The sequence below is a fragment of the Psychrobacter frigidicola genome (assembly GCF_007997305.1).
Classification (GTDB): Bacteria; Pseudomonadota; Gammaproteobacteria; order Pseudomonadales; family Moraxellaceae; genus Psychrobacter; species Psychrobacter frigidicola.
The window spans coordinates 1,039,308-1,065,311 of the sequence record NZ_VORZ01000001.1 but is presented as its reverse complement, the minus strand read 5'-3'; the positions used below and the strand labels follow the sequence as shown (position 1 = coordinate 1,065,311).

Sequence of the window (26,004 nt, the reverse complement as noted above, 5' to 3'; positions counted from 1 at the left end):
CTAGTTAACCGTCGAATTACTGATGGTTGTCAGTATACGGAAGTAGCGCAAGATAGCGAGCCTGCTTGATAGCAGTAGCCAGTTGACGCTGATATTTAGTAGATGTACCGGTAATGCGGCTAGGTACGATTTTGCCATTTTCACTGATATACTGTTTTAGCAACTCAACATCTTTATAATCGATGTGAGTGATGCCTTCAGCAGTGAAACGGCAGAATTTGCGACGGCGATAGAAACGTGCCATAAGTATTCTCCTTAATTAGTCTTCACTGTTGTCGTTGTTATCGTCGTCATTGTCATTACGACTGTCTGGACGACGGGTAGTAGTTGCTTTGCGTGCGCGTTTTTCATCGGCATTCTTAGCTAACTGCGACTCTTCAGTGATTGCGTCGTCACGGCGCATGACCAGGCTACGAATGATCGCGTCGTTATAACGGAACAACTCTTCAAGCTCAGCTAAAGTCTCACCGTTTGTTTCAATATTGAATAAAACGTAATGAGCTTTATGGATTTTGTCGATTGGGTAGGCTAATTGACGACGGCCCCAATCTTCTAAACGATGGATAGTGCCATCGTTGTCTTGAACCAACTTAATGTAGCGTTCAACCATGCCGACCACTTGGTCGCTTTGGTCTGGGTGTACAATTAACACCACTTCGTAATGTCGCATATGGACTCCTTACGGATTAGTAGCTATCAACCCTATGTTAATAGCAAGGAGATCTATAAAGTAAACTTAATCCTAAAAAAATCGGAAATTAGCTTAGCTTATAAAGCGCCATATTATAACAGTAGTCGTTCATTAACACAAAGGCTATTCAGCGTACAACGATAAATGAACAAAAATATAGATAGGCGCAACTAAGAAAGCAGCGTTTAAACGCTGCTTTCTTAGTTGCTGTAACTACTGTTCTATCGTCTGTATTTATTTTGGTAGTTTGGTTAATTGGCTGCTATCAGCTTTCACTACTAAAGTTTTAGCCAATTTATCGTGCCAACCAATATTTTCAGGGCTTTTTGAGGCCATATAATAATGGATCGCAATGACTACAAAACCTAAGAAGCTGGTAAACGAGAATAGTAAGTTATAAATTATAAATAGCAGTAAGGTGCGCATACCAATAAGCTTGATGAATGACGGTAGGCGATGGCTAGTCTGATCCACTACCCGAATACCCGTAAGCAACTTGCCAAGGGACTGTCCACGCAACATGATGAACAATAGCTGCAAAGCAAATAACCCGAAAATCATGACTTGCGACATCATAAGGGTACTGCTAGGAATACTTTCCATGAGGGTCATTGAATATTTGTAAGCCGCATCCATGTTCTGGATGTTTTGAAACTTAGTATAGTCTATGTCCATCTTGGTCAATGCCATTACCAGCGGAATAATAGCCAATATATATAACAATGCATTAATAGCCGTTGCTAATATTCGCGACATGATAGGCGCAAGTACCACATTACCGATTACTTTATCTGTAGCTTTAGCAGTATTAGACTTATTTAATGACACAGTATTATTTGGTGTGTGCTGACGATTGGTTGTCATGTCAGCTTTGGGCTTCTTGGGGTCAGCTGCTGGGCGCTCAGGCTTGCCATAGAGTCTATCAATAGAAACTTTGTTGCCATCTGCGCCCTTGGCATCTTCAGGAAACACAGTTACATTATTAATAATGTGGTCATTGGTGGTAGCGTTATTAGGTGCAGAAGTGTTTACAGGGCGATAAGCATATTGGTTGCCCGTTAAATTGCCGATACGCTGCCATTGGTCTAAACCTTCATGCCATACTAAATCTTCAAGCGTTACTTCACCAGATGACAGCATGATATTAAGCTGATCCACGTCATAAGGACCCGCTTGTACGTTATTTCGAGCAAGGAAAATTTGCATAGTAGCCTACATCGTTAGTCATGTCTTAAGTCATTATATTAGGATACGTTTAGTATTAACAAGCACGGTTTGCTACAACCTTTATTGAATACTAAATACAGCTTAGGGTTTGTCTGCCATTTCATCAATTTGATTGATGACTTGCAAACAAACCCTAATGACGGAATATCTAATTAAAATTCTATTTAGCTATTTTAATCACGTCTTGCTGACCGTAACCTATGGCAGATTACTGTGCTTCTTCATCTGCTAAGAAGAACCACGTATCAAGCACTGAGTCAGGGTTTAATGACACTGAGCTAATACCTTGTTCCATTAACCAGTAAGCAAAATCCGGATGGTCAGATGGGCCTTGACCACAGATACCAATGTATTTATCAGCTTTACGACAAGCTGCAATGGCCATAGACAATAGCTTTTTAACCGCAGGATCGCGCTCATCAAATAGATGAGAGATGATACCTGAGTCGCGATCAAGACCGAGGGTCAACTGCGTCAAGTCATTAGAGCCGATTGAGAAGCCATCAAAGTGCTCTAAGAACTCATCAGCAAGTAAACAGTTGGTTGGTAGCTCACACATCATGATAACGCGTAGACCATTTTCGCCACGCTTTAGACCATTTTTCTCAAGCAGCTCGATCACTTGTGCGGCTTCATCAACAGTACGAACGAATGGAATCATAATTTCGACGTTGGTCAAGCCCATGGTATCACGTACGCGTTTTAGCGCTTTACATTCAAGCTCAAAACAATCACGGAAGTTGTCAGACACATAACGGCTAGCACCACGGAATCCCAGCATTGGGTTCTCTTCGGTAGGCTCGTATAACTTACCGCCTAAAAGATTGGCGTATTCGTTTGATTTAAAATCTGACATCCGTACGATAACTGGCTGATCCATAAAGGCAACGGCTAGCGTTGAGATACCTTCAACTAATTTATCAACATAGAAGTCAACTGGTGAGGCATAACCTGCAATGCGCTCATTAATTGCTTGGGCCACTTCACGTGGTAAGCTATTCATATTGAGTAGCGCTTTTGGATGCACGCCAATCATACGGTTGATGATGAACTCTAGACGGGCAAGACCAATGCCTTTATTAGGCATTTGGGTAAATGAGAAGGCACGGTCTGGGTTACCAACGTTCATCATGATTTTGAACGCCAGCTCTGGCATTGAGTCAATAGCGTTAGTCTGAATATCAAAATCAATCTGACTGTCATAAATAAAACCGGTATCGCCTTCAGCACAAGAAACGGTAACGTCTTGACCATCAACCAATAGCTCAGTGGCATTACCACAACCAACAATCGCTGGAACGCCAAGCTCACGGGCGATAATCGCGGCGTGACAGGTACGACCACCACGGTTAGTGACAATGGCTGATGCACGCTTCATGACAGGTTCCCAATCTGGATCTGTCATGTCTGAAACTAGAACGTCACCTTCCTGTACTTTGTCCATCTCGTTTAAGTTACTAACGATACGTACTTTACCCGCGCCGATACGTTGACCGATTGAACGACCTTCGCACAATACTTTAGCGCCTTTAGTATCAATGACATAACGTTCCATAACGTTGCTGTCTTGACGACTTTTAACGGTTTCTGGACGGGCTTGGACGATAAAGATTTCATTGGTATCGCCGTCTTTTGCCCATTCGATATCCATCGCTTGGCCGTAATGCTTCTCGATAGTTACGGCTTGTTTGGCAAGGTCAGTCAGCTCTTCTGTTGATAATGAGAACTGCATACGCTCTTGTTTTTCAACATCAACGATTTTGACAGATTTAGCGGTGCTGCCTTCATCGCCATAAATCATTTTTTTATGCTTGCTACCTAGGTTACGACGAATGATCGCTGGCTTGCCATTGGCTAGTAGCTGTTTTGAAATATAAAATTCATCTGGGTTAACCGCGCCTTGCACGACCATCTCACCTAAGCCATAGCTTGAAGTAATAAAGACGACTTTATCAAAGCCACTTTCGGTATCAAGCGTGAACATCACGCCAGCAGCGCCCGTCTCTGAACGTACCATGCGTTGGACTGTGGCAGATAAGGCAACGCCTTCATGCTCAAAGCCTTTATGTACACGGTAAGAGATGGCACGGTCATTATATAGTGAGGCAAATACTTCTTTAATAGCAATAAGGACGTTATCAATACCGCGAATGTTCAGATAGGTTTCTTGCTGACCGGCAAATGAGGCATCTGGTAAATCTTCGGCAGTAGCCGAAGAGCGTACGGCAACGGCAATTTCTTTACCGTCGCTCATCTCTATAAATGATTTGCGCACTGCTTGTTCAAGATCTTTTGGTAATTCTTGTTCAATAATCCAATTACGGATTTTTTTGCCAGTCGCCGCAAGTTTATTAACATCATCAACATCAAGCGCTTTAAGCTCACTGTTAATCTTATCAATTAAGCCGGTTTCGGTCAAAAATTGATAAAAAGCTTTTGAGGTCGTGGCAAAGCCGCCTGGGACACTAACGCCCAAATCAGACAAGTGGCTGATCATCTCGCCAAGCGAGGCGTTCTTACCACCAACCATCTCAATGTCATTTTTTCCTAATTGATCAAGGTTGATTACGAGTGCTGTAGATTGCGCTGCCATGATAACTCCAGAAAATAAGGTTATTTAGTAAAGATTATAAGGGTCAATTATACAGCTATATTTGGACAATTTCGAGGGGTTTAGCCAAATATTTTATAAAAAAGGTAAAAATAATGGAAAATAAGGATAATTTACTGATAAATAAGAGTGATGTTCAGAGTTTTATTTTTTCATTTGATTCAGTAAATCAATATTTGAGTGGGTAAAACGATACTTGGAAAAGTTATTTAGAATTAACAGTACGACTAATAAAGTGTTTTTGTTGAAAATGCTTATCGCATAATAACTCATAGATCCTATAAAAATGCCTTTATATAAATACAGAGAACCCCATTTATTAACGAGTGACATATAAAAGAGTAGGAGTGAGCTAGAAGCCTTGATTTGCCGCAATTACTGAGTGCTTATGCTAACATCGATTCCTATTGAATGCTTAATATTGGTATAATGTAGTCTATAAAATTTTAAGCGCGTAAAACAAGCGCCCTAACGCCTTAGTCATCATCGTAATAATGATGTACTGATTGCATACTAATAAATGGTGACTGATACATAGAGTAAGATAAGTCACTCAAAGGCTACTATTGAGGTTTTTAAGTTATGTATTCAAGTAACCCGTCCGAACAAAATAAGCCCACGATTCAAAATCACCATGCATTAAGTTTGGATAATTCGCAAACTGTAAGAAGTGCATTTTTTATCTCTGATGGCACGGCAATTACTGCTGAAACGCTTGGTCGCTCCATTTTAAGTCAGTTTGCTTCTGTGCCGTTCGAGACTCGCGTATTGCCTTATGTCGATACATTAGAGCGCGCTGATGATGCGGTTGAACAAATTAATATAGCATATCAGCGTGATGGCCTATTGCCATTGGTCTTTGACACCATTGTTAACCCTGAGATTCGTGAAAAAATAAATTCAGCACAGAGTTGTAATCTGGATATGTATGAAGGGTTAATTGGGCGTATTGCCGAAGAGACGGGTGTTGAGCCTGATGGACACTCGGGGCACGCGCATGATAACGTCGACTCTGAAACTTATAAAGAGCGTATTGATGCGGTACATTTTGCATTAGATAATGATGATGGCGCGCGCACACGGCATTATCATGCAGCAGATATTATTCTTATTGGTGTGTCACGCTCAGGAAAAACGCCGACTTCATTATATTTAGCCTTACAATTCGGTATTCGTGCTGCTAACTATCCCTTAACTGAAGAAGATTTATTTGATAATCAATTACCAAAAGCATTACGTGAACATAAAGACAAACTGTTTGGACTTATTATTGATACGGATCGCTTAGTGAAAATTCGTCAAGAACGTCGCGCTGGCAGTCGTTATTCGAGTTATCAGCAATGTCAGCAAGAACAGCGCGCGATACAGGGCATTTATACTTCACAAGGTATTCCAAGCCTTGACGTCTCTGAGATGTCGGTTGAAGAGATAGCGACCCGTATCTTACAGATAACCGGATTAAAGCGACGTATTGGCTAACATGACATACCGCCTACCATTCAAGATTGCAAAACCCCTTATCACAACGTAAGGTGGGTAACTCATATCTACTTACAGCCATATAGCCACATATTGAAAACTACCTAACTTATTATTATGCAGCCACCGTTATTAGCATAAACATCTATTAACAGCTAGGTAAGTTGTTATTGAAGGCTCCGCAACTTTTACACCATACTATTAAACGATCGAATATTAACCCGCCAATAAATGAAAGAGTAAAGAGGACATAATGGGAAAAAAAACTAAAGGCGATGCCACTAATAATACTGGTAAAGACAGTCATACCGAAGTTTCAAACAAAAATGACGGTGGCTCACCAATAACCATATCTGAGACGACCAAAAGTGCAGATAAAGAAGAGCGAATAGCACAAACGCATGAGCAAGTTAGCGACGATATCATGTACCATCCAGACTTGGTCAATCCGCTTGATGATACCCGTATTGATGTTAAATCCGGCTTTAACAAAGACTCAGAACGTCTAAAAAGCGATAAGCACGCGTATGAATATGATGCGGTGGTCTTAGGGGCAGGCCCTGCTGGTGAAGCCGCTGCAATGAAGCTGGCGAAATCTGGTAAAAAAGTGGTGGTTATCGACCCACGAGAGCAAGTCGGTGGTAACTGTACGCACGTCGGTACGATTCCCAGTAAAGCGCTGCGCCAATCGGTCTTTAACTTGATTAACTTCCGCCGTGACCAGATGTTTACCAAAGCGATGGATTATCATCAAGTACCCTTGAATATTGTACTTGCCAAAGCACGTGATGTGATTCGTCAGCAAGTAAGCACTCATAAGCGCTTTTATGAGCGCAATCAGGTTGAAGTGATTCATGGTTGGGCAAGCTTCGTTGATCAACATACCATCCGTATTGAAATTGACGAAAATACTTTTGAGACGATCACCTTTAATAAGGCGATTATCACTGTCGGTAGCCGTCCTTACCGTCCTGATATTTTAGACTTTGATCATCCGCGCGTTTTTGACTCTGACAAAATCTTGCAAATGGATTATGTCGTCAAGAAAATTATCATTTACGGTGCTGGGGTGATTGGTTGTGAATATGCTTCTATCTTCACGGGTCTTGGCTATAAAGTTGACTTGATTAATAACCAAGATCAGTTATTAAGTTATCTTGATAGTGAAATCAGCGATGCTATCGCTCATGACTTTAGACAGTTCGGTGTCGTCATTCGCAGCAATGAAGAGATTGATCATCTAGAGACACATGATGACTATGTTATTTTGTATCTCAAGAGTGGTAAGAAAATAAAGTCTGATGCCATTCTATGGTCAAATGGACGCTCAGGTAATACCGAAGGCCTGAACTTAGAAGCGGTTGGTCTTAAAGCGAATACCCGTGGTCAGTTAAAAATAGATGATACTTATCGTACTGACGTTGAAAATATCTATGCAGCCGGTGATGTCATCGGTTGGCCTTCGCTTGCCTCTGCGGCGTATGACCAAGGGCGCTGTGCAGCTGCCTTTATGGTTGGTGATAGAGATGCTGAATTTGTTTCTAGTGTACCAACTGGTATTTATACCATTCCTGAGATTTCTTGTATTGGTAAAACTGAGCAAGAATTAACCGATGCTAAAGTTCCTTATGAAGTAGGTCAAGCTTTCTTTAAGCATCTTGCTCGTGCGCAAATCATCGGCGAGCGTTCTGGGGTCTTAAAGATTCTATTTCACCGCGAAACCTTGGAGGTACTAGGTATCCACTGTTATGGTAATCATGCTTCAGAGATTATTCACATCGGTCAAGCGGTCATGAAGTGTAATGCCACCCTTGAGTACTTTGTGAATACCACCTTTAACTATCCGACCATGGCAGAAGCTTATCGGGTCGCAGCATTAAATGGTCTTAACCGTGTATTTTAAAATTATTTAAAACGTCACTAAAATAAAATTAGCTTAATAAAAAAGCGTCTGCATAATGTGTAGGCGCTTTTTTATTAAGCTAATTTTGATAAATAATGTACTCTACTGTTTCTTTAATTAGGAATTGATTTTATCTTGAGGAGTAGGTTGCGTGCGCCAACGAAAAACCATCAGTAGTACGAAATAAAACAACCATAAGCTGGCAAGTGCATAAAACCCAGTGGCGACTTGCGCGACGCTTGCTCCCATTTGATTGAGCTGGACTGAAGTGTTAATAGCGGGCGTAGTAGGGAACAACCAGCGTATTATTTGCAGCGCTTCTGGCAGTTGGTCTGCTGGCCACGGATAACCACTGATAAAAAATATCGGTAGTGAGCTAAAAATTAAAATCTGCATACTGCGTTCACGCTGGCGAAACCACAATCCGAGCACGCATCCGAGAGTTGCCACTGTTGGGCAAAACAGCAGTAAGAACAGCAAACTACCCAGCATGTTCTCTCCACGTGGATAATGATGTAGCTCAAATACCCAACCGTAATAAAAGCAGCCTATAATAAAGCTGATTAAACTCAGCGCCATAATTCGCCCCAGCCAGCCGCGTATATTAGTTGCATGGCGGCGCTGCTCATACCAAGTGCCGATGAGCATAGACGTTGCCATCAATAAGGTCTGTTGTAAAATAAGAATAGCTACTGCGGGCACCACGTAAGCGCCGTAGCCTTCTGTTTGATTGTATAACGGAATGATTTGTAGAGGAACAGCTTGGGTATTACTAGCAGCTGTCGGTAGATAAGCGCCTTGTGCCACATTCTTTTTCACTTCAATACCGGCTGATACGGTACTGACGGCCTGTAAAAATCCCATTTGGACATTTTTATTGAGAATAAAATAGCCGCCATTCCCAAGGACAATGACACTGGCAGCCTTACCGGATAGTACTTGCTGCTCAAGGCCACTTGGAATAATCATATAGCCAGCGATTTCATTTGACCAGATGGCCTGTTTAGCGCTTTCTTCATTAATAAAGCGCTGCGTATGCAATTGCGGACTGGCGCTTGCATAACGGCTAATAGTGCGCGACAAGTTACTATTATCATTATCAATAATACCTACTGGCACATGATTAACCACCTCAGTTGAATATGGCCAAGGATAAAAAAAGCCATAGATAATGGGCGCGATAACCAGCATTAACAGCACGCCTTTATCTACAAAAATATCTTTTAAAGTTTGTAAGAAGCTACCCAAGAAATTCTGTGATGCTGGCGTGTATTCTGGTGGATGATTTTCCAATGGCTTGTTTTTTAATGATGGCGACATTAGCGTGCTCCCCAACGTTCAGGATGTGCTAAAGCGCGTTTGGTCAATAGGGCGGTTATCAGCATGGCAATCGCAGTCGCTATGACTAAGCCATAAACAATAGGTAGTGATATGGCGGCGGGTGCTTGCATCTGTAATTGGGCAATATGCAACTTAAGATAATGCGTTAAAGGTAGGGCATCCGACCAATGCTTGGCACTTTCACTGATAGCGATATAAGGAAAAGTTACCCCAGCAAAGGCATAAGAAGGCGCTGAGATAAAGCCGGTCGCCGACAGTCCGGTACGTAATGAAAACGAGCCTAAAGTAAAAATTGCACCCAGCCAAAATGACAGTATCATCAACACTACTAGCCCAAGATAGGTGGCCATTATAGAGGCGCTCGCAATCTCTTGCTGACCAATTGCCAGCCATAATGCCAGTGCGGACCATAAACTATAAGCGAGCGTTGGCCAAAAAAATTTGCCCGCTAGACCCGATAGCAACATTAGGATACTCACCTGTTTAGGCGCGATTAATTGATTTTCTAAAGTGTCATTTATTGATAAAGTTAAATTAGGGTTTTTGCTTTCAAGATTATTGCTATCAAGGCCATTATTAGCAAGACTATTGTTAATAGGACTGCCATTAGCAATAAACCGATACCAACGACCAAGCTGCTTATCTCGTAGCTCACGGCCAATAGTAGTGGCACCAATCACCATCGCCAAAATATGCAGCAAGGCAGGAATAACTGTCGATGCCAAAAACTGCTGATAATTGGTTGCCGCGTTAAATAAGCTAACCCGTTGAATGCCAATAGGTGAGTAAGCAATAGCGGCTTGTGAGGGAGCCATGCCTTGTTTGACTAAGCGCTGCATCTCAACGCCAGCCGATAAAGTACCAGCGACGGATTGCACGCTTTTTTGGATAATACCGGAATGAGTACCGTATTGAGCATTGACTTGCAGTACTAATGGCGATGGTTTACCAGATAGTATATTGCGCGAAAAATCTTGTGGAATAATGACCACTGCATAAATATCTCGCTGTAAAATAGCGTCTTTTGCCGTGGCTGGTGAGTAGTAAAGCTGCTTGACCGTAATGTCAGGACTCGCTTCTAGATAGCGTACTAGCGTATTGGCAACGGGGCCATTGTCTTGGTCAATCACGCCAATAGGCAAGTCAGTAATTTGGGTTTGTGAAAATATCCACCAAATTAACAATACCGTCGCCAACGGAATCCATACTACCATCGCCAAATCCCACGGATTTTTGCTAAAAAAACGACGCTCATAGGCAGCACTACGCACAAAGGCTCGAATCAGACGCATGGTTTACTCGGGAATCTGATTATTGGCTAGCACTGGAGAGGCTTGCGGATTGATGCGCACAATCACACTCATACCTGAACGAACACGCGAGTCAGGAGAAGTGGGACGCGCCTTAACTTCAAAAGTACGCACATCAAAACCGTCGTCATTATTGGTCGGTCGCCACGTAGCAAAGTCCGACAAGGTCGAGGTGGCATAGACAGTAAATTGTTTAGTATAAGGACTTTCAGCGGTCGATAAAGCCGGAATAGTGCCAGTAAACTGTTTACCAATCGCAAACTGATTTAGATAAGTTTCAGTAACATTCAATACCACCCATTGATTATTAGTATCGACTAGAGTTAATAGCGGCACGCCTTGGCCAATGACTTCACCAACACTGACAATCACGCTGTCTACAATACCGGCAATCGGACTTTTTAGATTGGCTTCTGTTTTAGCGACTAAGGCTTCCTCTAACTGCGCATCGACTTGTGCGACTTGGGCAGTGGCTGCTGATTTATCCTCACTGCGCGTGCCTTCGATCGCAATCTCATATTGCAAGCGTGCCGCCTCAGTTTGGTCTTGAGTGGCCAAAGATTGTGCAAATGCCTCATCGCGTTTTTGCCGCGCCATTAAACCTTCTTCATACAGGCGATTGATACGCTCATAAGTGTTGGTTGCCAAGTCAGAAGCCGCTTTATTGGCTTGCCATGCCGCTTTTGCTTGGGCAATTTCTTGCGGGCGTGCACCATTTTCGGCTTTATCTAATTGACTCTGCGCCATTTGTTTGCCCGCTTTTGCCTGATTAATCTTGGCATTAATTTCAGGGGAGTCCATCTCAATAAGCTGCTGGCCTGCGGTGACGTTATCGCCTTCACTCACTAAAATCTTGGCAATACGCCCCGGCACCTTTGCAGCAATAGAGGTTTGCTGCATTTGCATTTGCCCTTGCAAAGTGATGGTTTCTGGCTCGTTGTGCTCATTACTTTTAAATAATCCATAAGCGATGACCCCCAGCACGATAATAACGACCAGCGCAATAATAACTTTTTTAAGGAGCGGTGACTTTTTAGCTGTTGCTTGGCTACGAATGTAGGCAGGTGTAGCGACTTCTTCAATATTAGTATCCGCTTTAAAGGAAGCTTGCTCATTATGAGGAGTATCTGATGGGTCTAATTTTTTAGCGTTATCAGAGCCAGTATCAGATTCATGGTGAGGTTCAGACATAACAGCAAGCTTCCTAGAACAGTAGAGTGGAGAATAAAGGGTTATTGCAATTTTTTAACGAGCTGTCTTTAAAACGAGCTGTCTTTAATAAGCGGGTTAAGGGTACACTCGAATCGCTTGAAACTTATTACTTTCTGCAATCTCAGAGTTAAAAACAGCACCAAGCGCTACAATAAATGCTGAATAATACAACCACAGCATGATGACTACGGCCGCTGAAAGCGCACCAAACTCAGCACTATAGTTATTAAAGTTTTGTACATAGAGTGAAAATAGGCCTGACAATAGAATCCAAAGCACGGTTGCCAAGGCAGCTCCTGGTATGAGTGCTTTTAAGCGTACCATTTTACGGTTTGGCGCAAAGCGATAGAGACCTAAAAAGCTGACGAATATAATGATAGCCAAGATAGGCCATCTGCTCCAAAGCGCGATAGTTTTCACTATCTGCGGAAAAGGAAAGTACCCTGCTACCAATGGAATAGCAGCAATGGATGACAGCGCGATGATAAACACGACTAAGGCTGCAAAAGTTAAGACCAGCGCCCGGATGGTGCCTTGTATAAAGTTTCGCTCTTGAGTGATATGAAAAGCAAGGTTGATCAGTATGATTAGGTATTTGATACCCTTAGAGCCTGCATAAAGTGCTAACGACGTTGAGACAACTAGACTAAAAGTAAGACGGGTTGTGGTGTTAGAGATCAAATCACTTAAGCGTGCATCAAGGATTTCATACACCGTTACTGGTACGAATGGACGTAAAAATGAGATCTGTGCTGCCATTTCAGCGGGCGAATAGGCCAGACCATAAATCAGTACAAACACGGCCATTACTGGAAAAATAGATAAGAAACCAAAAAAACCTACGCTCGCACAATGTGTCCAAACATTAGACGTATTGGTCTCGCGCCATGTGCTTAGCACCAGTTGCTGCCACTTTACTCGTTGGCTACGTTTTATATTCGCACTATTCATAGTGCTGACCACCCAATAAAATTATCAAGAGCAATAATACGAATTTTGTCTTTCATCTGCTTAGCCTTCTGGTTATAGATATAATTTGGACTTTTAAGAAAAATTGAGCGTGTATCTGATGCCGCTGATATAGATTTACTACTCACTATATTACCTTTTATATTATATTACTCTTCATAGAGAGTCGTCAGCCTAATATCAGCGGCATTAAGATACGCATTGAATGCCAGCGGCGTACCACAACTTTGCATCAAAGCTGCCAGCCCTTGCACATAATTATTTGCGGCCTGCGCTTGTTCCGTACGCGCTTTGAGCGCTTGGGTTTGGGCTTGTACCACATCAACGGTGGTATTAACGCCTTCTTGCAGACCCAAACGGCGCAGGCGTAATACCTCAGCCGATAGGTCAACGTTGCTTTGCAAAGCCTGATACCGAGATTGCGCATTGTTGACATCGTGCCAGTTCTTTTCAACCAGCAGCAATAGATTGTCACTGAGTTCTATCTCTGATAAATCAGCTTGGCGAATTTTCGCCGTACTTGATGCCAGTGTCGCTGTTTTATCAAGACCACCCCATAGCTTCCAGCTAGCAGAAACCCCAGCAACCCAGCTGGGCTTTTCTTCAACTTGACCATAACCATATAGCATGACCGTCGGTTTATAACCGGTATCTGATAAAGCATGCAGCTGTTGAGCTTGCGCGCGCTTAGCGGCAACTTTCTGCAAACCTGGATGATGGTGTAGTGCTAATTCTTGAAAATAAGTAACATCAGGCAACTGGCGGCTAGAGAGAAACAATGGGGTAGTCGGTTTAATAGGGTAGTCAGTACGCAGCAGACGTTGCAAAGCAATCATAGCCAGACGAGCATCATTATTGGCATTTACCGCTTCACTATTGGCATCAGCCAGCGCTGATTGGGCCTCTAAGCGCTCAACCCGGGAGATAAAACCTTCTTCAAAAAGCCGTTTTGCCATGTGGTCGGTTTGTTGCAAAGTGTCGTAGGCATCTTCACGTAAGTAAGCGGCAATAATGGCCAATTGCGCTTTGAAGTAGCGCTCAATTAAGGTGTTATACAGCTCATTTTTATCCAATACGCTGTCTGCTAGTGCCTCTTGCGTACGCGCATCTGATAATCCAGTCAAAGCGGTGGTACGCCCTGCAGTATACACTGGCCACGCCACACCGACACCAGCCCCAGTACGCGTGCCTGAACGTTTGAGGTTGTAAGAGTCAGGAATACGCTCACCAATCAATTCACCAAAATTAGGTAGATTGGGAGTAGGTGGAATAATAGCACCAACATTAGCGCCTATATCGGCACCGGCATTATTAACACCGTTGACGACCCCGTTTTTGAGGGTCGATAAATCAATATCTGCTTGCAAGGAATAAGCACTAGCGGAGACCTGCGCAAATACAAAGGGATTGTCTATGGTTTTAAGCGCATCTGTTTGATAGTTACTGGCAGCGATGGCTGCTTGATTGGCCGCAAGTTTGGGCGAGACTTGCAATAATATATTTTGCGCTTGCTCCAGACTTAAAAAGCTAGAAACTTCTAACGGATAGCTATTGTCTATTCGTTTATGCGTAATAGGATCGGTTAAAGTGCTCAGGTTAAGCGCGTTTTTTTGCTGAACTGCTGTGTTCTTGACAACGCCTTCATTGGCTTGAACGGCTGCAATAGGTGTTAGCTCATTGTATTGCTTATCAATGGATTGTGCCTCACTGTTAATGTTTGCAAGTGTATGATTAGACAGACCTATCAATATGCCTGCAAGCATAGCAGTAGACAAAGACGACAAAGCAAATTTCATAAATTAAGCACGCTATTAGAAAGAGAAGGTGTTATTACTAAGACGATATTGCTAACAAGGCCTACACTTTAGAGCCACAATCATGACGGGTCAATGCTCATTAATGGCTTATCGTGCATTGAATAAATTAGTCCGTTATGTTAGCGCTTCGGTACAGCGAGGCGGTTGAACATTTTTTGATCAAGATTATATAATATTTGTCAGTATTAAAAGTCACTGTTTTGGTACATTAGGCTTCACAACCATAAGCAAACGATGGTGTATGCTATAAAAATAAACTGCATCAGAATGAGCAGTAATAAAATAAGTAGCATTAAAATAAGTAGTGATAAAAAAGGAATGGGTAATGGCAGGATATATTTTAGCTTTAGATCAAGGAACCACATCGAGTCGAGCAATTTTATACGATGACCATGCCCGTCCTATTAAGATGGTGCAAAAGCCAACCACCTTACAGACGCCAAAAGCAGGTTACGTGGAGCAAGATGCGCGCCAAATTTGGCAAACGCAAATCAGTTGCGCTCACGATGTCATTAATCAAGCAGGATTATTGGCGACCGATGTCACCAGTATCGCCATTACCAATCAGCGAGAATCGATTGTTATGTGGGATAAGCAAACGGGAAAACCGTTAGCACCGGCAATTATTTGGCAGGATAGGCGTACCGCAAACTATTGTAAAAAGCTCGCAAGTGATAACAATGATCCTAATAATAGTATGGCAGATGAAGTACAGCGTATTACCGGTCTGCGCCTTGATGCTTATTTTAGCGCTAGTAAAATTGCGTGGTTGTTGGATAACAATCCTAAGATTAAAGCGCGGGCGAGTAAGGGTGAGATAGCAGTAGGTACCATTGACAGTTGGCTCATTTATCAGCTGACAGGTGGTGCTCACGTTATCGATATTACCAATGCTTCGCGCACCTTGTTATACGATATTCGTAAGTTGGCATGGTCAAATGAGCTGTGCGCGCGCTTTGATATTCCTAAAGCCATATTGCCCAAAGTGTTGCCTTCTGATGGGGATTTTGGCAAGACTAAAAAAGGGCTGTTCGCTAAACAAATACCTATTCACGCGGTATTAGGCGATCAACATGCAGCGCTGTTTGGGCAAGGGTGTCTTGAGCCGGGTATGGCTAAAAATACTTATGGTACGGGCTGTTTTATGCTGATGAATATCGGCAACACTCCGAAACTTAGTGAGCATCAGCTCCTAACGACTATTGCGTGGCAACGGACAACCTCACCTAATCGTGCGGATAATATATCGATTGGTAGTATGGTGCAATCTGGCAAGCGCATGCTGCAAACCCCTAACTCTACAGCAGGACGAGAGGTGACTTACGCGCTAGAGGGCAGTGTCTTTATGGCAGGCGCAATCGTACAGTGGCTGCGTGATAATCTAGGCATGATTAAGCAAAGCTGTGATATTGAAGCTTTAGCACAGCAAGTAGAGAGTAGCGAAGAGGTGGTCTTGTTACCAGCTTTTACCGGTCTTGGCGCACCGTATTGGCGCTCAGACGTGAATGCCAGTATTAGTGGTATGAATCGTGGTACGACTAAAGCGCATATAGCTCGAGCCGCGCTTGAAGCGATTGCTTACCAAACTTATGACGTGCTGATCGCCATGCAAAAAGACAGTCCACACCCACTAACTGAGCTACGCGTTGATGGCGGCGCGGCCAATAATGATTTGCTAATGCAGTTTCAGGCAGATTTACTTGGCGTGCCTGTATTACGCCCAAAAGATACCGAAATTACAGCTAAAGGTGCAGCATTGTTGGCTGGAATAAAAAGTGGGCTATATGATGACACTACTATGGCTGAATCTTGGCAAGTAGATCGTACTTTTGAGCCGAGTATGTCGTCTAGCCATCGCGAGCAGCATTTGGCCAAGTGGCATCAGGCTATCAACAGAGCACTAATAGATATGTAAATGATATATTTAGACGATAATAAAATATATCATTCAATAGTTTTTACAGTCAGTTAATTAACGTCTTATAACTTACTAAGAATACTACCCTCTTCTATAAAACCCTTATAAAGCTACACGCTGTAACGTAAGGTCATCCCAATTTGGACAAAGTTTACATATTCAACCTATCCGTACACGCAATCAATTCCTATACTTTAGACGAGTTTAAGAAGACCGTAGATAGGTTTTATATTATCAATAGATAAATTAAATGTATAACAACTAATTAAAGGATTATATTATGAATAACGATGGCCGCATTACAGACCCTAATGACCGCGTAATCACTGACGAATACCTAGAGGTAGGTGATAAAGAACGCATAGTCGATGATAACGCACGTAGAGTAGACGGTAATGACCGTATGGCAAATCCTAATATTGTAAATAGTCATGATAACGATAATATTATCGGTAACCATGATGATATCGATCGTGACAAAGTAAAAAACTTATCAAAAGAAGCTAAAAAAGATTTAAATGCTGATGTTATTACTGGTGAGCCAGGATCGCATCCAGTAGGTACTGGTGTTGGCGGTGTTGGCGGTGCAGCAGCAGGCGCAGCGATTGGGACCATGGCAGGCCCATTAGGTACGCTAATCGGTGGTGCAATTGGTGCAATCGTCGGCGGGGGTGTTGGTCATGCAGCAGCAGAAGCCATTGATCCGACTCGTGAAGATGCGTATTGGCGTGCAGAATATGCCAAGGCTGGTTCACATAAAGAAGGCTATGACTATGATCGCGACTTGCATCCAGCCTATGCAGTAGGTTATGGCAACCGCGCTCGTTATCCAGCTGATGCGCGCTTTGAAGACCATGAGTCTGATCTAGAACGCTCGTGGAATGATGTGAAGGGTGAATCGCGTATGGAATGGAATGACGCCCGTTCAGCCTCTCGCGATGCTTGGAACCGCGTAAGCTAATCTACGATGAATTTATATTTAATGAGTTAAAACATTTATATAGCAAGATTAAAATAAGTTAAATTTAGTAAAGAAGTAATACAAAAGCTTGCTGTTTTATTGTTTTAATATGCTTAAATGTACACCCATCGGAACCCATAACATAGTGTGTATTTGATTATGTTATTTTAAAGCTCCCAGATAACTTTCTGGGAGCTTTTTTGTTTCTATAGGATAATGGAATATAACGTTACTATTAAATTATAGTTATTTCGTTAAACTGTATCCAGTGATTTGTAATTTTATAAAAGAGAACTCATAAGTATAAAAGAGAAACTATAATACTTATCTAAAATTTATCATTTAAAATATTAAACATGTAAAAGATACTTTATTTAAATTTTATTTACTTCAGTGTATAAAAACAATAGATGAAAATAGGAAAGTTATGTTTAATCCATCACGAACCGCTGATCATAAGCAGTTCTATATCGCTACTGCTAACCTGCTTAACTTTGCAAACCCTAATCGTATTTATTACGAGAATGCACCCGCTTACGATAAAAAAACTTATGATAAAAAAGTACGTGGAATAACAGAGCTTTTATCTAAAGCTCATGCAGATATTATTGCAGTACAAGAGGTGTGGGACAGTCAGGCATTAGAAGAAGTTGCGGTAGCATTAGGTTTTAAGCCAGAACACGTCGTTATTCCGCTAGCAAGTAATGACCCAAGTAGTTCTTATACGCAGGGAGACGGGGCGCAACACACACCTGCTGTGGGTATCATTAGCCGTTTTGAACAATTAGAAATGAGCTTATTAGAAGACGTTGCTGATAAGGCCGTAATCGATATTCCTGATATGGGACCATACCGCCGCTTTAATCGTCCGCCACTTATCTTACGTGTGAATGCTTTTGGGCAACCAATAACAATTATTACCGCCCATCTTAAAAGTAAGCGTGCCTTTTTCTTACGGGACAAAGAGGGTAACTTATTAGAAGATATGGACGATCCAAATATTCGCGTCCGTGCCAAGCTCCGCAGCTTATGTATGCGCGCGGCTGAGGCGGCATCGATTCGAATGTCTATTATCCAACGTTTAAAACATACCCGCGAGCCGTTGATTCTTTTGGGTGACATGAATGATGTGACCGGAAGTGTGACTACTCAGTTAATGACCGAGACAGGCGAGGTAAATTATGATAAAAGTATGCGCGATGTTGCACTATTTGATGCAGCACGAGTACAAGCACGTTATGGTTGGATGAAAGATGTGGCGTATACCCATATTTATCAAGGTATGCCAGAAGTCATTGATCAACTATTTGTGTCAGAGGAGTTTTTATCCGATAGTAAGTTTGCGCTTGGGCAAGTTGAGCGGGTGGACTACTTTAATGACCATTTAAAATGGGATTATGCTGACAGAGTCACTGACCATGGTATTATACGTGCGAAAATAAAGCTTCATGATTAATCATATTAAGTGATTGATTAAGACAATATTGTTTTAACCCATTCATGCCCTTGCTTGATAACATGCAAGTATCTATGATGCATTTTCGCTGAATTTGCCAGTGGTTATATTAACCAAAATCTGCTAGTAGCATACTTATTTAACGCAAGTGCTATTTCAGTGAACACTATATTCATAAACATGGGCGTAACATCAAGAGGTTTATAATGACTGACCACAAAGACGATAAGATAGAAGATGTACTGGTGGATTCGGAGCTGGCGAGAAAGCTGGTGCCCAATAAATTTAAGTTTACCAGTCAGCAAGGCCGTATACGCCGTCAGAAATTATTGATGGGTGCTAAAAAGCTGAGCGAAACCCATCCTATTAACGATATTACTTTAGCTGCTGTGTGTGAAGAGGCGGGTATTCCGCGCGCTTCTGCTTATCATTTCTTTCCTAATATTGAAGCAATATTTTTAGCGTTACGTTTTTTAAATGCGATTGAAATCTTAGAGATATTAGCAACGGTCGAAACGGTTGATTATGACAGATGGCAAGGGTATTTGACGGCCACGATCGAACGTTGTGTACATATTTTCCATAAAGATCAGACTAAAGCTAAGCTGATATACGATACCAATACTCCGGATTTCGAAGGGGATGGTTTTGGTGAAGATATCGATCATCAAATTGTGCAACTGGTTTATAAGCGGTTGTCAGAGCGCTATGAGATGCCAAAGTTTGAAGATATTGAAGATGTTTTACTAATTACCTATAGCATTATTAATGGCATATTTACATTGTCTTACCGTCGGCATGAAGGTATTACGGATAGCTATCTACAAGAAGCTAATACAGCATCTATTGCTTATCTACGTTGTTATTTACCAGAAAAATTACCCCGTAAAAGCCGTTAATATTTTAAATATATAATGTAATAAAAAGCCAGATTAAATCTGGCTTTTTTGTTTCTTTAATAGTAATAACTGTCTTAATATATGAATAAAACCTAAAAAACAAGGTGGGATTTTGCATGCGGGATAGGCTTAGGAACAGTGTTAGTTTGCGTCATGGATACAGTGCGCTTAATTTCTGTATGTAAGGTTTGAGCGCTTGATGAGTTTTGGATGCTTGACGATAGTGTTTGAGCGCGACAGCTGTCATCACCTTTATCTAAAGGCACATACTGTTTAAAATAATGGTTTATAAGTTCTTCGAGTGCTACATTCAGTTTTGAATCATGAGTGTTCACATAAGCTTCGCGCGCTTGCTCAAGCCAGCGATCTGCCATGCGAAAATGGACTCCTGATGACTTATCACCATGCTTGCATTGTTCAGTCGCTGCCCAAATAAGTGCTACTTCGCTAAATGCTAATTCACGCGGCGCGGCGCTAATACCGCCATTGTCTTTCAATGCATTCAGCGTGGCCCAAAGGTCAGGGCGCATTAATGCGGACGTCGTTGGAATATCGGTAGTGATACTTGACTGCTCATCTGTACCGTTTTTTAGCGCTCGCAAGATAGAGGTTGCTGTTTGCAAAGCTTCTTGGTTGGCATCTTCGGTTATGTTGTTAATACTATCTTCATTATAGGCATAGTTCAGCCACGCTTGTGCTTTATAAGCAAGATATTGCTGGTGCGCTGATTTATCGTTTTGCTGATATGTATTTAGCTGTGTGAGCATACAGTCTATGGTACGACGTTGTGAGCTTTGATGCTTTTTATACTTGGATAGCGTCGTTTGGGTTTTAGCTTCCCTATTAAGGTCATTGTCACAGTAAGCCACAGGATTAATAGGGTTTTCATCTAAGATACCATTATTAAAGTTACTGGTTTTTACGGTGGCAGCTTGTGTTATTGGCGCAACAGATGCCAATAATAGCGCTGATAATAACGCGCTGAGGGGTAACCGATAAGTAGCCTGTATGAGTGCTAAAATGATACGTTTAGACATAACGCAAACCTTGTTTTACAATAGATTAGTTACTCATTGTTTTAAGAAACAATACTCATGATAACGCCCATTATAAGCTATATCTATTTTCAAGACGATAGCGATGATGGCGTGCTAGGATTACGGTATGGCCTCAACGCGTACAACTATGATGTGCCTTTAAAGTGCCGTTCTAGCGGTGAGAGGTTTGTTTTTACTAAGGTGAGTACGCTTAAATAAGTCTTCGTCAAACTTAAAGCGCAGTCTAAAGTAAGCGCCTTGTTGCGTGCTGTCATCATAGGCGATATCTTCATCTTCAAAGCCCATAAAGTTATAGCCAAGCGATAGCCATAAGTTCGTCATAGGGCTATAGCCAATCTCTGCCCCCAATATATAAGCTAAGTCGTCTGCTTGCTTATTCCGATAGGTTCCCGCTTGCAAACCCATATCCCAACGCTCGCTGATGTCATATAGGCCACGGGTATAGACTGCATGAGCGGTATTATCACTGGTAACGCCATCTGCAGAATATTTAGTATATTTGCCCGCATAGCGACCTGACAAGGTTAGCGGACGGGTTGGATGATAGTTACCACTCCATGACCAGATGGTCGCATCTTTTTGATAGGGATTGCTACCAGTTGCGTTATCATTTAGACGATACTCAAGCTTGGCTAGTATATCCATCTGATTACTGTCGTAGTCGCGATAAGCCGCGCCGAGTTGAAACCGGTTAATGGTACGATGACCATCGTCATACTCGACACGCGAATAAATGTCCTTTGCTAATAAGGTTATATCGTCGGTATAACGATAGGCAATACCTGCACTACCTAATAAGGTGTCACTGGTTTCACCCCAGCGCTTCTCTAATCGTCCGGATACTTTATAGTTTTCTTTGGCAAGATACTCAACCCCAAAACCAGCAGCGGTCGCCGTGCTATTTTTTTCCCCCTCTAAAGATTCGACGCGCTCAAACAAGGTGTTTAACGTTAAGCCTTTTTGTACATGCCATTTATTTTTTAGACCAATAGCGGCTTCTGCTTCACGCGCACCAATGGCATCACGCATGCGGTATTCGCTATAGACTTTACCATCTTTCATATAGTTGGCGTCAAAGCCGATGACTGTGCGCTGGCGCTCGTCGGTATCATCCAGACCATAGCTGCCTGATAAGCTGCTGATTAAATCATGGCGGGCATACAGACGACCTAATTTACCTAGTGGCGTCTCACCGCCAATAGAGGTGGCATTGCGTGCGCTATGGTCGATATCTTGCTCGTATTCTGCAAAGACTAAGGCATTATTTAGCTTTGGTACATGAGCCGTAATGCGGGCGCGGGCAGTCGTGCCTTCAATGTCTTTCTCTAAGCTGTTAACACCATTAAGCGCGGATTGGTTAATGATATTGTCATTAAATATAGTGTTGTTTGTGATACCTACGACATCTGTTGTGGCTTGAATATTACGCGAGGCAGCTGGGGCTCCTTGCTTATAATAGCGTACGCCAATTTCACCGACGATATTTTTGCTCAAGCGCTGCTCAACACTGGCTTGTATACCTTCAACGCTGGTTTCTGTTGTGTGGTCTTTGGTACGGATGCCTTCAATTTTTAGCGCTGTTTTTTTGTTAGATAGGGTGTGAGTGACGTTGATACCTGATTCTGCCCGTCCAGCAGTTAAAGGCGATGCACCAGTGACAAAGCCTTTGTCAGCATCGTTATAGTAAGCCTTGGCACGGGTGCGCTTCTTATCATCATAGTGTAGCTCGATACGTAGGGCGTCACCTTTTACGTCTTTGCCTTCTAAAAGTGTCGCGTTAATCTGATTGCTTGGCTGATAGTTCGGGTTCTCAGCTTTATTTTTAGCATACTCAGCAACCAGTCTTAACTTGTCATTGAATTTGATAACGCTGTTAATGCTGGCAAGTTCTTCCTTATTTAAAGGGTTGTCACTGTTAATATAACTGCCGCCCACTGTTATTTTAGCAGTCAATAGCTGCTTGGCTGTCACACCGCCCACCCAATAATTTTCGCCACCTGTATCTACTTCAACCGTGACGCGTAGGTAAATGGGATTGCCATCCAAGTCCTGACTGGCAATCGGGGATTTTAGGTATAGGCTGCGGCTAATAGGGTCAATTTCATAATCAGCAAAGCGAGTTAGCGTTTTACGGCTAATGATAAGGCCTGGATTATTGGCATCGCGTGTGATGACTTCAATGGTCTCAGAGTTCTCTAATACGGCATCAAAATTCTCAGCGAGTGGATAAGGGCCTGAAATACCCAAACCACGAGTTTCATTGACGCGCTGTGTTGAGCTGGTTTCAGCAACGAACGCTGTGATGCGAGTATCAATGTCTTCATAATGGGCTTTGACACCCGTGAGCGTACGATTGTATTGACCCAGTTTGATACCTTCATCATTATCAATCTGAGTTTTTAGGTCGCCATACATGGCAAATGAGCGACCTTTATCAAGGCGGACATACAGCTTACTGGTAGATTGCGCATCAAAGCCTTTGGCTGAGGAGTCGCCATATACCGGATAGTATTCGCCCGGCTCGATGTCACGGAATAGGCGTTCACCTTTTTTGTCGCTATCGTATGCTAAAGTCAGTAGATAATCACCGCGCACTTTGCCTTTTAGGAACATGGCTGCACGACCTGTCGCTGAATAGTCGTCATTACCAGCGAATTCTTTTAGCTCTTTTTCAAACGCGCCTTGAGCGTCTGTGAGGTTGCTTCCGTCAAAGTCTTTCAGTGATACCGATCCTTCAACGATACCGACAGCAATAAAGGGTCGCACTTTGGCAGTGAACTTTAGCGGAATGACTTTTTTGCTGCTGCCGGTGTCGATAATCAGCTCGCCTTTACCCGGCACACTTGGCGCTATAATAGGAATGAGTAGCTCGCCACCATTCACAGTCACTTGCGTACCAGCTTGGTCTTTACTGCTGTCTGGCAGATTAATACGTCCGATATTAGTATCAATAGTAATGGGAGTTGAAGCAATAAAGGCACGATTATCGAGGTCTTTTAAGCTAATCACGACTTGATATTCGCTGATGCCATCGGCTTGTACTAACTGATCTTGAGTACGATAGTAAATGGTCTGCAAGCTATTTGGTGCAGTAATATTAATGGTCTGTTCAGAGAGAACTTTGCCATTCATATCAGTGGCCACACCGCGTAAAGTGTTGCGTCCACGCTTTAAATCAACCGTATAGTCAAAGGCGGTCACTTGTTGTTTTTCTTGTTTCGCTATTTTACTGATTTGTTGTTCAGGTACTGCTTTACCATTGGTATATAAGGTAAAGCTTGAGCCTAGTGGTGCTTGAACTTGTACCAACTGTTTATAGGAGGCAAGCTGTTGATCGTTACTCAGGTTAATAAAGGCGACGTTATTATTTACGACTTCCTTTAGATATTCTTCCAGCTCTTTTATCTGTGGCGCGGCAACCGTTTTGACACCCATATCAATACGCGCTTTATTAGAGTTTGCCATAGTCGCAACTATCGCGGAATCACAGGAAATGCCTTGATCTAGATAATCGTTAGACTTACAACCGCTGGCATCAATATTGTTTTTGTTATCACGATTGTAGTCAGGTTCAAGCGTTAACTTACTCTTAACAGCTTGTTCTATTGTGTCATTTTTTGCGCTGACACTGTTGCTACGGACGATGAGCTGCTTGTTTAAGCGCTCAACGCTGTCAGCCATGACACCAACTAAAGCAAAGTCCGCACGATGTATTTCGCCATATTTTAAATCGACAAAACGGCTGCCTGCATCGCCAGTATTACGATTACTTTGGGTAATCAGTTCCATATCAGCAGGTAGCGTAGTACGGTCTACTTTTAAAACATGAGTTTTGGCATTAATCCCATAAAAATTATAGTTACCTTCAGGATCGGTAACGACAAAGTTACCGTTCTCCATATAAATACGCACGCCTGCGACACCAAGCTCTCCTGCGTCTTTTTGCTGAATGCCATCGCGGTTAATATCATGGTAAATTTTACCGACAATGATACCGTTGCTATTCATAACACCGCGATTAACTTTAATCGGCCACTGCGCCTCTCTTGAAGCTAGCGTTTGATTATGCTCATCGCGAGCAGTTGCTGTTGCGCGGTTGATACCGTCCCCGCCTAGTGCTGATGTGCCGATAAGGACGCGATAGGTAATCTCTTTACTGCTGCCAGCATTCATATGACCTAAGTTTAAAACTTGATATTTTCCATCCCTTTTAAATTCAGTGCCTTGCGTCTTATTAATGTCTACGCGGTTCTTACTATAACGTATCGTGCCTTTGACATAGTCAAATCCGCGCGGTAAAGCATCTTTAAGCTGTACATCATAGGCCGTTGTAGCGCCGTCATTAGTGACTTTAATAGTATAGTTGACATAGTCGCCAAACTCAGCAGACCTGACATTGCTTTTTTTAACGACTTGCAGATTAGGAGAGTCATTGACGATATCGATTTGAGTGCTATAGTCGCTAATGTATGTAAAGTCAGATTGGCTAGGTTGTTCATCAAGACCAACAGAAGGACTGATACAAGCTACTAGCTGCGCGGATAATTTATCCCCCCGGAGCGTCTGAATAATTTTGTCATCAATCTTATTGGCGTTATTTTGTGTGGGTGCTGACAGTCGATACTTACCAGTATTATTACCGGTCTCTACAGCTTTGAGCGAATAAGTGTCCCCGGTGGTTGGTGAGCTAATAGTCACCCATACTTGGTCAGGCTTATGAGGCTGTACATTACATTGTGCGTCGCTGGCTTCAATATAAACATCTTCGCCAACCTGTGAGCTGTTTTTACGAGCACTAAATGAAAAGGTTGTAAAGTCAAGACGCGGCGCGGCGGTAAATAAGCGGTTCGTTGCTGCAGCGGTTACTGACTTATCTTCAACCACAACGGCAGCAATTTTGATATCAGCGATATCACCGTCGAGGGCGTCAATATTATTATTAATATGATATTGAGCTTTGGCAGTATTATCATTAGTAGTTAGGGCACTAGAAGTAGCAGCAACTGCGGAATTTGAGTGCATAAGCAGCATGGCAACGGTTAAAGCTGAGAGCTTAGTTGCTTTGGTTGATAGACAAGTAGACTGTGCGGTACAGTAAAAAGTCATAACACGTGCTTATCCAATCAAATCCAAAAATATAAGGGCACCGTCT

At 42.5% G+C, this 26,004-nt stretch carries 17 protein-coding genes; 6 read left to right on the top strand and 11 right to left on the bottom strand.

Annotation, left to right across the window (positions count from 1 at the left end):
- Positions 1 to 16: 16 nt before the first annotated feature.
- The 4 genes from rpsR to ppsA all read right to left on the bottom strand — a co-directional run bounded on the left by rpsR (position 17) and on the right by ppsA (position 4,511).
- Positions 17 to 244, bottom strand: coding sequence for a 30S ribosomal protein S18 (gene rpsR / locus ES754_RS04340; protein ID WP_147222376.1), 228 nt, complete (start codon positions 242 to 244; stop codon positions 17 to 19).
- A gap of 15 nt (positions 245 to 259) precedes the next feature.
- Positions 260 to 670 (bottom strand): 30S ribosomal protein S6, encoded by a 411-nt coding sequence (rpsF, locus tag ES754_RS04335; protein WP_147222374.1) that lies wholly within the window; start codon positions 668 to 670, stop codon positions 260 to 262.
- A 255-nt stretch (positions 671 to 925) separates the two neighbouring features.
- Positions 926 to 1,897: an RDD family protein gene (locus ES754_RS04330; RefSeq protein ID WP_227677693.1), complete on the bottom strand. Its 972-nt coding sequence runs from the start codon at positions 1,895 to 1,897 to the stop codon at positions 926 to 928.
- A 229-nt stretch (positions 1,898 to 2,126) separates the two neighbouring features.
- Positions 2,127 to 4,511, bottom strand: coding sequence for a phosphoenolpyruvate synthase (gene ppsA, locus ES754_RS04325; RefSeq protein ID WP_147222372.1), 2,385 nt, complete (start codon positions 4,509 to 4,511; stop codon positions 2,127 to 2,129).
- A gap of 600 nt (positions 4,512 to 5,111) precedes the next feature.
- Here ppsA and ppsR point away from each other — a divergent pair.
- Positions 5,112 to 6,008 carry a posphoenolpyruvate synthetase regulatory kinase/phosphorylase PpsR gene (gene ppsR, locus ES754_RS04320; RefSeq protein ID WP_147222370.1) on the top strand — a complete coding sequence of 299 codons (897 nt, stop codon included), beginning with the start codon at positions 5,112 to 5,114 and terminating at the stop codon, positions 6,006 to 6,008.
- 253 nt (positions 6,009 to 6,261) lie between these two features.
- On the top strand, positions 6,262 to 7,911 hold the full coding sequence (gene sthA / locus ES754_RS04315; RefSeq protein WP_147222368.1) for a Si-specific NAD(P)(+) transhydrogenase: 1,650 nt from the start codon (positions 6,262 to 6,264) through the stop codon (positions 7,909 to 7,911).
- A 117-nt stretch (positions 7,912 to 8,028) separates the two neighbouring features.
- On the opposite strand, the gene ES754_RS04310 is transcribed toward sthA, so the two are convergent.
- The 5 genes from ES754_RS04310 to ES754_RS04290 all read right to left on the bottom strand — a co-directional run bounded on the left by ES754_RS04310 (position 8,029) and on the right by ES754_RS04290 (position 14,539).
- Positions 8,029 to 9,231 (bottom strand): ABC transporter permease, encoded by a 1,203-nt coding sequence (locus ES754_RS04310; RefSeq protein WP_147222366.1) that lies wholly within the window; start codon positions 9,229 to 9,231, stop codon positions 8,029 to 8,031.
- The gene (locus ES754_RS04305; RefSeq protein WP_147222364.1) at positions 9,231 to 10,544 is read right to left on the bottom strand and encodes an ABC transporter permease; all 1,314 of its coding nucleotides are present in this window, start codon (positions 10,542 to 10,544) and stop codon (positions 9,231 to 9,233) included. Before ES754_RS04305 ends, ES754_RS04310 begins: the two co-directional genes overlap by 1 nt.
- 3 nt (positions 10,545 to 10,547) lie before the next feature.
- On the bottom strand, positions 10,548 to 11,753 hold the full coding sequence (locus tag ES754_RS04300) for an HlyD family secretion protein (RefSeq protein ID WP_147222362.1): 1,206 nt from the start codon (positions 11,751 to 11,753) through the stop codon (positions 10,548 to 10,550).
- A 96-nt stretch (positions 11,754 to 11,849) separates the two neighbouring features.
- The gene (locus ES754_RS04295; RefSeq protein WP_147222360.1) at positions 11,850 to 12,725 is read right to left on the bottom strand and encodes a YihY/virulence factor BrkB family protein; all 876 of its coding nucleotides are present in this window, start codon (positions 12,723 to 12,725) and stop codon (positions 11,850 to 11,852) included.
- Between the two features lie 167 nt (positions 12,726 to 12,892).
- Entirely contained in the window at positions 12,893 to 14,539 is a 1,647-nt protein-coding gene (locus ES754_RS04290) for a TolC family protein (RefSeq protein WP_147222359.1), read from the bottom strand.
- A gap of 346 nt (positions 14,540 to 14,885) precedes the next feature.
- Here ES754_RS04290 and glpK point away from each other — a divergent pair, with 346 nt between their 5' ends.
- The 4 genes from glpK (at position 14,886) to ES754_RS04270 (ending at position 19,794) form a co-directional block, all read left to right on the top strand.
- Positions 14,886 to 16,475, top strand: a complete 1,590-nt coding sequence (glpK, locus tag ES754_RS04285; protein WP_147222357.1) for a glycerol kinase GlpK — start codon at positions 14,886 to 14,888, stop codon at positions 16,473 to 16,475.
- Between the two features lie 406 nt (positions 16,476 to 16,881).
- Complete coding sequence (locus ES754_RS04280) at positions 16,882 to 17,439, top strand: hypothetical protein (RefSeq protein ID WP_227677970.1); 558 nt, start codon at positions 16,882 to 16,884, stop codon at positions 17,437 to 17,439.
- 427 nt (positions 17,440 to 17,866) lie between these two features.
- A complete protein-coding gene (locus ES754_RS04275; protein WP_147222353.1) occupies positions 17,867 to 18,895 on the top strand; it encodes an endonuclease/exonuclease/phosphatase family protein in 1,029 nt (342 codons plus the stop codon).
- Between the two features lie 206 nt (positions 18,896 to 19,101).
- A complete protein-coding gene (locus ES754_RS04270; RefSeq protein ID WP_147222351.1) occupies positions 19,102 to 19,794 on the top strand; it encodes a TetR/AcrR family transcriptional regulator in 693 nt (230 codons plus the stop codon).
- 92 nt (positions 19,795 to 19,886) lie between these two features.
- On the opposite strand, the gene ES754_RS04265 is transcribed toward ES754_RS04270, so the two are convergent.
- Together ES754_RS04265 and ES754_RS04260 are read right to left on the bottom strand one after the other, a co-directional pair.
- Positions 19,887 to 20,831, bottom strand: a complete 945-nt coding sequence (locus ES754_RS04265; protein ID WP_201538784.1) for a hypothetical protein — start codon at positions 20,829 to 20,831, stop codon at positions 19,887 to 19,889.
- 159 nt (positions 20,832 to 20,990) lie between these two features.
- Positions 20,991 to 25,958 carry an SdrD B-like domain-containing protein gene (locus ES754_RS04260; protein WP_147222349.1) on the bottom strand — a complete coding sequence of 1,656 codons (4,968 nt, stop codon included), beginning with the start codon at positions 25,956 to 25,958 and terminating at the stop codon, positions 20,991 to 20,993.
- Positions 25,959 to 26,004 lie beyond the last annotated feature (46 nt).

What these genes read in the sequence shown, in the direction of transcription:
- rpsR (WP_147222376.1), bottom strand. Translation starts at nt 244, where the DNA reads ATGGCACGTTTCTATCGCCGTCGCAAATTCTGCCGTTTCACTGCTGAA.
- rpsF (WP_147222374.1), bottom strand. Translation starts at nt 670, where the DNA reads ATGCGACATTACGAAGTGGTGTTAATTGTACACCCAGACCAAAGCGAC.
- ES754_RS04330 (WP_227677693.1), bottom strand. Translation starts at nt 1,897, where the DNA reads ATGCAAATTTTCCTTGCTCGAAATAACGTACAAGCGGGTCCTTATGAC.
- ppsA (WP_147222372.1), bottom strand. Translation starts at nt 4,511, where the DNA reads ATGGCAGCGCAATCTACAGCACTCGTAATCAACCTTGATCAATTAGGA.
- ppsR (WP_147222370.1), top strand. Translation starts at nt 5,112, where the DNA reads ATGTATTCAAGTAACCCGTCCGAACAAAATAAGCCCACGATTCAAAAT.
- sthA (WP_147222368.1), top strand. Translation starts at nt 6,262, where the DNA reads ATGGGAAAAAAAACTAAAGGCGATGCCACTAATAATACTGGTAAAGAC.
- ES754_RS04310 (WP_147222366.1), bottom strand. Translation starts at nt 9,231, where the DNA reads ATGTCGCCATCATTAAAAAACAAGCCATTGGAAAATCATCCACCAGAA.
- ES754_RS04305 (WP_147222364.1), bottom strand. Translation starts at nt 10,544, where the DNA reads ATGCGTCTGATTCGAGCCTTTGTGCGTAGTGCTGCCTATGAGCGTCGT.
- ES754_RS04300 (WP_147222362.1), bottom strand. Translation starts at nt 11,753, where the DNA reads ATGTCTGAACCTCACCATGAATCTGATACTGGCTCTGATAACGCTAAA.
- ES754_RS04295 (WP_147222360.1), bottom strand. Translation starts at nt 12,725, where the DNA reads ATGAATAGTGCGAATATAAAACGTAGCCAACGAGTAAAGTGGCAGCAA.
- ES754_RS04290 (WP_147222359.1), bottom strand. Translation starts at nt 14,539, where the DNA reads ATGAAATTTGCTTTGTCGTCTTTGTCTACTGCTATGCTTGCAGGCATA.
- glpK (WP_147222357.1), top strand. Translation starts at nt 14,886, where the DNA reads ATGGCAGGATATATTTTAGCTTTAGATCAAGGAACCACATCGAGTCGA.
- ES754_RS04280 (WP_227677970.1), top strand. Translation starts at nt 16,882, where the DNA reads ATGGCAAATCCTAATATTGTAAATAGTCATGATAACGATAATATTATC.
- ES754_RS04275 (WP_147222353.1), top strand. Translation starts at nt 17,867, where the DNA reads ATGTTTAATCCATCACGAACCGCTGATCATAAGCAGTTCTATATCGCT.
- ES754_RS04270 (WP_147222351.1), top strand. Translation starts at nt 19,102, where the DNA reads ATGACTGACCACAAAGACGATAAGATAGAAGATGTACTGGTGGATTCG.
- ES754_RS04265 (WP_201538784.1), bottom strand. Translation starts at nt 20,831, where the DNA reads ATGTCTAAACGTATCATTTTAGCACTCATACAGGCTACTTATCGGTTA.
- ES754_RS04260 (WP_147222349.1), bottom strand. Translation starts at nt 25,958, where the DNA reads ATGACTTTTTACTGTACCGCACAGTCTACTTGTCTATCAACCAAAGCA.